We start from the raw sequence: 7,209 nt of genomic DNA, 5'->3' as shown, positions 1-7,209 counted from the left end.
GAATCACTTCCAAGCTCCCAATAAAAATCATTTGACTCATATACCAAATTATAATGAAAGACAATCAGATTTCCATTTCCAATATAACAGTGAAACTTTGAAAAATAATCTGAAGAAATAATCAGAGAGTCCGCAATTGAAATAAAAATTTCACCTTGACTAGAATGAGTAAATAATGATGACAATATTGCTTGATATGCATCTAAATAAATATCTCCTTCCTCTAGCACTGTAATAATACTAATAATTGTTAAGGATGAAATTGTAATCCAGACATTGTATTCGAATGAGTCATCTGATGTAAGATATAAATAAGATGCATTTTCTTCTCTTGTCTCAAAAAAGTTAGAAGCATCCTCAACTGACTGATGAGGAAATCCAATGATCTCAATATAACTTCCAAAAAGTATTTCGCTTTGTGTGATATAAATGTGAACAGAGCCATGTGGAATTGTAATATTAAGGAATATGTTGGATAATGCAGAATCTTCATCGATTTGATAAATTTTTTCTCCTATAATTTCAGGTTGAGTAGTATTTGAATTATGATGATAAGAATCCTGATTCATTAATAATGGAATAACTAATACACCAGTAAGAAACAGAATCACACTTAAAATTATTCCTAATGTAAGATTTTTTGTAAATTTAGGGGGAGATCGACGGTAATAATCATAATTTAAGGGAAATTTAGCCCTAATAACTGTTTTATCAGGATGAGAAGATTTTAAATTGTGATTAAAATCATTTCGTGAAGTTAAATCAAATCCGCAGGTGTCACAAAAGACACTATCTGCTTCAACTTGATAGCCGCAATTGGAACAAAATCTAGGCAAATCAATCCCTATTCTTGACTCTAACTAATTAAATAATTAAATCTCTATTTAAAATATCTTAGTTTGAGGAACTTAATAATTCATAATAATTTCCCAAAATCCTATTTATTTAAAAATTCAAATAATTTCTCAAATTATAAAATCCTGTGGGGTTTATCTCTGTGAAAATACCATTTGTTAAATTTTACACATTACTCTACCGATATTTAAATCCATACAGGAAATTATTCATTTTCCTATTAATATTGCTTTGTTGTGACATCCTCTTCAGTGTTTTAATTCCTCAAATCATTCGTTATTATATAAATTCATTTGATCTCCTTGATAGAGGATTAATTACCCCTCAACGGATATTGAACAGATTATTTGATGCTGCTATCCTCTATATAGGATTAGGCGCAGTACAACAAACACTCTATATAATAAGTGTTTATCTTACACAAGTATTGGCTTGGAAGTCGACGAATCAGCTTCGATCAGACGTATGCAAAAAATGTATTGATCTAGACATGACCTTTCACAATGAATATACTCCAGGGAAGATGATTGAACGAATTGATGGGGATGTGACAACTCTTGCCCATTTTTTCTCCCAATTCTCACTTTTGGTGGTTATGAATTTTGTGCTAATCTGTGCCATCCTATTCACTCTTTTTCTGGAAGATTGGCGAATAGGTACAGTATTTACTCTGTTTACAATTCTAACTATGCTCATCCTTTATAGAATTTGGAACTATGCGTCTCCTTATTGGAAGAAAGTTCGTGATTCAACAACAGAATTATTTGCATTCATTGAAGAGGCAATATCAGGTAAAGAGGATATTAAGGCCAATGGGGCAGATCTATACATCATGAAGCGATTTCATGATCATTCAAAAGATGAATTTCTTAAATGGGAAAAAGCAGTAATTATTTCCCGCTTAATACATGTTGGTATTATGGGAATTATTGCAATAGGCACAACATTGGTTTTTGTTGTAGGTGTACCGCTTTTTGAGCAGAGAATTATAGATTTTGGTACCTTTTTTCTAATTAATGCGTATGTCGGCTTATTAATAGATCCTATAATTCGTATTGTTCGCGAAAGTCAAGATCTGACTCAAGCGGATGCAAGTATAAACCGAATAAATGAAATTTTTACCTTTCAATCTAAAATATCTGATACTGGAAATCAGCCATTTCCTACAACTAGTTCCCTAGAATTGGAGTTTTCAAATATCTTTTTTTCGTATTCGAAAGCTGACATTACATTAAATGACATTTCTTTTAAATTAAAAGCTGGAAAAAAGTTAGGAGTAATAGGCAGAACAGGTAGTGGAAAAACGACTCTTTCAAGGTTACTTTTTCGTTTATTTGATCCGGACTCTGGTACTATTTCACTTAATGGAATGGTAAACATCAAAAATTTGCCATTGAAGGATCTTCGCCAAAATATAGCTTATGTGACTCAGCAGGTTGAATTGTTTAAAGCGTCATTACGGGATAATATTAGTTTTTTCAATCCTAAAATCAGTGATACTCAGATTCTTCAAATTATTCATGAATTAAAGTTGACAGAATGGTATAACCAGCTTCCTGAAGGATTAAATACTGAATTATTGAGTGGGGAATCTGGATTCTCAGCTGGGGAAGCACAATTAATTGCTTTGACACGTGTATTCTTGAAAAACCCTAGGGTAGTGATATTAGATGAAGCTTCGTCTCGGTTAGACCCTGTAACAGAAAATTTGATTGATCAAGCTATTTCTCGTTTATTGAAAGAACGAACCTCCATAATAATTGCACATCGATTAAGTACTTTAGAAGAGGTTGATGAAATCCTCCTCCTTGAAAAGGGTGAAATTGTTGAATATGGTGCTCGTGAGGAATTAAAGCAAGACCCTAATTCAAAATATTCTCAATTATTAAAAACTGGGCTTCAGGAGGTATTAGCTTGAATCTTCTTCAATATATGAAAAAGCAAATCCTCTTTATGCCAAAACTTTACTTTTTTGTCTGGTTACAATCATTTTTGTTTTTTATAACCCCATTATTTGGAGCATTATTAGTCCGCGAAATATTTAACATCTTAGAAGCTAATAATTTCTTTACTTTAGATATTTGGATCTTGATAATCATTTTCTTTGTCAATAATATTCTCCAAATCTTTTTTGATGTCACATGGGTTATTTTACAGAATAGATTTTTCCTGGCCAATCGTCTTTTATTACGAAAAAATATGATGGAGGGATTGTACAGTCAATATGGCGCTTTACCTCCAGCTTTCGCAGCTGGAGAAGCTATTTCACGCTTTCGTCAAGACGCAAGTGAAGCTGCTTATTTTCCAATTGCCATAGCTGATCTTTCGAATTTCTTTTTGTTTGGTATTATTGCTATTTTCTTAATGCTTCAAATTAATGTCCAAGTCACTTTTTTTGTGTTCCTTCCGTTTATTTTTGTAGTAGTTTTTGTCAATTCATTGCGTAAAAAAGTTGTTTATTACCGCAACGAACATAGAAAGGCTACTGGAGAAGTTACAAGTACGATAAGAGAAATATTTACCTCTATTCAAAGTATTCAGGTAAATACCGCAGAAGAGAATATTTTAAAGCAATTTGAAGGGATCAATGATAAACGAGCGAAAGCAGGAATTAATGATGAATTTTTTGGTGGATTATTGAGGGCTTTACGTACTTTTATTGTTTTTTTAGCCACTGGAATAATGTTTATCCTTATTAGGGAACCTATGCTTGCTGGTACATTTCATATCGGTGATTTTGCATTATTTCAGTATTTATTAGGATGGATTACCGCGTTTATTAATTATATTGGTGAATCAATAGCAAGATATCATAGAACTAAAGTAGCCTATCAACGAATGATTACTTTTATGGTCAGTGATGAACAAAATATTCCAAGTGATGATATAGTCAAGGACCAAGAACTTTTCCTAAAAAAATCATTTCCAGAGATTATTGTCCCGAAAATTACAGAGAACAATCAGTTAAAAAGCATTTTAGTTAAAAACTTGACATTTCTTTATCCAGGTACAAGTCATGGGATTGAGAATGTTTCTTTTCAGATTATAAGAGGTACTCTAACCGTGATCACAGGACGTGTAGGTTCTGGAAAATCTACCTTGATAAAAGCTTTATTAGGTCTATTACCAATTGCACAGGGAAATATTTTCTGGAATGATGTGCAGGTAGACCATCCTTCAGATTTTTTTGTCCCCCCCCATTCTGCATACACCCCACAAGTTCCGATACTACTTTCAGCTTCTGTAAGAGATAATTTAATGCTTGGATCTCAAATCACGGATCAAAAAATATCTGAAATATTAGAATTAGCTGTTTTTGAAGAGGATTTAACAGAATTAGAAAATGGATTAGATACCTTAGTAGGCCCTAAAGGAAAAAAATTATCTGGTGGTCAACAACAACGATTAGCTGCTGCACGAATGCTTTTCAGTAATGCGGAATTACTTGTATTAGATGATTTGTCAAGTGCATTAGATGTTGAAACAGAAGAATTATTATGGAAAAGATTATTTGAAAGAAAATTGAATAAAACTTTTCTAGTTGTTTCCCACAAAAAAAATGTTCTTGCCAAAGCAGATCAAATATTAGTTTTAAAGAATGGACATCTTGATGCTTCAGGGTCTTTGATGGAATTGTTAAAGACAAGTATTGAGATGCAACAATTATGGAAAGAATCTTTTGAGAAAACTTCATCTGGATAATTGTGGGAGCAAAGTTTGTAAAAGCTCAATTGATTTCAAATGAAAAGTTCTTAGTGAAGTGTTCTGCTTGAATATTAATCAAAATCTTATTAGAAAGTTCGAAAACACAATTGATACCTTGAATCCTGATAAAAGTAGAATTCCGATTAATATTTTAGGGTATGGAGAAATTTCCTTAGTATTTGAGTTTCAGGATAATCCAAGTATTGCATACAAACGATTACCTATATTTGAAAGTATCCAACAGGTTAAAAGACATGTGAAAGCTTATCGGTTATATAATGAAATCTTATCACGCCTTGACATTCCTGTTCCTTCCTATGATGCCTATTGGTTAAAACCTCACTATAACGGTCCGATTTGCCTTTACTGCGCTCAACAAAAAATAGATCCTAATTCAATTGGGAATAAAATTATCCATGTTGCCACGAATGAGGAAGTAAGGATTTTTATTTTGCTAATTCTTCAAAAATTAGCTAAAATTTGGTTCTATAATAACCAGAAGCACACAAGATTAAAAATCGGAATTGATGGCCAGATTTCAAATTGGAGTATCATTGGATATAATGCAAATGATCCTAAAATTACTTTAAAATCAGAATTATCATATTTAGACACTTCAACTCCACTGTTTCGTATAAATGGGGTTGATGCTATGGAACCAGTATTATTTTTGAGATCAGCACCTACATATTTGCGTTTTGTATTAAAAGCACTGTTTTTAGAGGATGTTGTTGGACGATATTATGATCTAAGATTAGTTATTATCGATTTAATAGCTAATTTCTTCAAAGAACAGCGAAAAGACATTATTCCCGTTATAATTAAGGTTGTGAATGATTTTCTAGCTCAAAATCCCTTACTAAATGTTAAACCATTATCATATAGAGAAATTAAAAGCTATTACGATGAGGACAAACAGATCTGGATTATTTTTCAAAATGCCCGTCGTTTAGATCGGTGGATATTGACTAAATTATTTAGAAAAAGATATCATTTTTATTTACCAGGTAAAATAACGAGATAAAATATAGGAGAAATATTCCCATTACTAAATGATTGAAATATTTTCATTTTTAGTGAGTCATTCCACTTTATCATGAAGGAAGTATTGTTTCTAATTCAAGACTTATTTTTGTTTATTCTATATTCTAAGTGGGCAATTTAAGAAAAATCGATCAGAGACCTGAATTACGATTTTATTTCTCAAGCTATATAAAAGAGGAGTCCTAAATCTACCTGTTTAAAAAATTCTTATAATGGTATGAGGATACAAGATGAAATCTAAAAATCTTATTTTTTGCATATTTGTTATAACAATATTTTCTTCTTTTATTATTATTAAAATTTCGGCACAAACACCAATAATTGATATTTCAGAAGAACAGGATACTTTTACTCCTAGTTCTATGCCTGATGACTGGGATTATTACATAATAAATCCTGGTTCGGTTTTTCCTGATATAACTTATCGAGGATTACCAACGACTTTGCAGTATTCATCCGCTTCGTCAAGTATTTTTAATACTCTGACCACTAATCGTGACCCAGGTCAACTTTTACCTAATAGTTTAAAATCTAGTGATTCTCGTAACTCATTACATCCATTCTATGAAGATGAAGAATTGTCTCGTGTAGTAAGAACTTCAACTGACGATGAGGCAAGCTATAGTACAAAGCAATTAATGCCAATAAGTTTACACATGAATTATAAGTTTACATTCTTAGCAGAAGACAGTGTTGAATATATTGGGATGATAAATTCGAGTAGTCCATTTTATTTAGATGTTGACATCAAAGATGATTCCGCTGAGGGAGCTCTAACCTTTGAGACATCAATTTTCCCTTATCCTGGAAGTCCTTTAACAGGTATATGGAAGGAAACTATTCCTGTCTTTCCAGTTGACGAAATGACTCTACGATTCACTTTCGAGGTAGATAGTAACACGATTGTATCATTAACACCTCACAAAATGGGATCACGGTCAAGTTTAACAATACCAGTGAATAGTACATTTGGATCTGAAATTGTTCAAGACATTCCTAGTCCATTACCTGATAAAGAACTAACAGCAGAAGATATCAATAAGAAAATTGGATTCAGTTTACGTCAATTTTCGCTTCCTTTGCTTGAAGGAGAGTATTATAGAATTTATTTATTTATGAATGATCTAGATCCATCAACAAATCAAACAGTTCCCTTCCTTTTAGGTGATAATTTTCAAGTTATTAGTGGGTCTTTAAATGAAAATGGACTGTTAGTTCGAGCTGTACTAGATACAAAACTGACTCTTGTATTATACTCTAAAGGTTATACAAATCAGGAATATACGATTTATCTTCGAAATGTTGCAGTAACTGCTGGTACTGCAGATCTAGAATTAAATGTTAATACAACCCTTGTAAGTGGGACACGTTATGTTTTTACTTTGAACAGTCCATCAATGATAGCTATTAATTACACAGGATTAAGTCCTACTTTTGACTTATTTGCAGAAAGTGGTATTCCTGAAACCCCTTGGGTATATATTGCAGATCAAGGAGACTTCTATCGTGAATCAGGCAATTTATATGACCCTGGATTGTCAGGAATAAATTGGATATATGTTCCTGCTGGAAATTACGCCCTAGATCCCTATACATTGAGTGATG

General features: G+C 32.2%; 5 protein-coding genes. 4 read left to right on the top strand and 1 reads right to left on the bottom strand.

Features of this window, described 5'->3' with window-relative positions:
• On the bottom strand, window positions 1-836 hold an 836-nt coding region (locus ACWVCY_RS10925), incomplete at its 3' end, for a zinc-ribbon domain-containing protein (protein ID WP_455142859.1).
• Between the two features lie 161 nt (window positions 837-997).
• Between ACWVCY_RS10925 and ACWVCY_RS10920 the strand changes: the two genes are divergently transcribed.
• The 4 genes from ACWVCY_RS10920 to ACWVCY_RS10905 form a co-directional block, all read left to right on the top strand.
• Complete coding sequence (locus ACWVCY_RS10920; RefSeq protein WP_455142858.1) at window positions 998-2,773, top strand: ABC transporter ATP-binding protein; 1,776 nt, start codon at window positions 998-1,000, stop codon at window positions 2,771-2,773.
• Window positions 2,770-4,557 carry an ABC transporter ATP-binding protein gene (locus tag ACWVCY_RS10915; RefSeq protein ID WP_455142857.1) on the top strand — a complete coding sequence of 596 codons (1,788 nt, stop codon included), beginning with the start codon at window positions 2,770-2,772 and terminating at the stop codon, window positions 4,555-4,557. Before ACWVCY_RS10920 ends, ACWVCY_RS10915 begins: the two co-directional genes overlap by 4 nt.
• 67 nt (window positions 4,558-4,624) lie before the next feature.
• Complete coding sequence (locus ACWVCY_RS10910; RefSeq protein WP_455142856.1) at window positions 4,625-5,584, top strand: DUF6206 family protein; 960 nt, start codon at window positions 4,625-4,627, stop codon at window positions 5,582-5,584.
• A 250-nt stretch (window positions 5,585-5,834) separates the two neighbouring features.
• On the top strand, window positions 5,835-7,209 hold a 1,375-nt coding region (locus ACWVCY_RS10905; protein WP_455142855.1), incomplete at its 3' end, for a hypothetical protein.

It is taken from the genome of Candidatus Hodarchaeum mangrovi (assembly GCF_975850365.1).
This window is presented reverse-complemented; position numbering and strand designations above follow the sequence as displayed.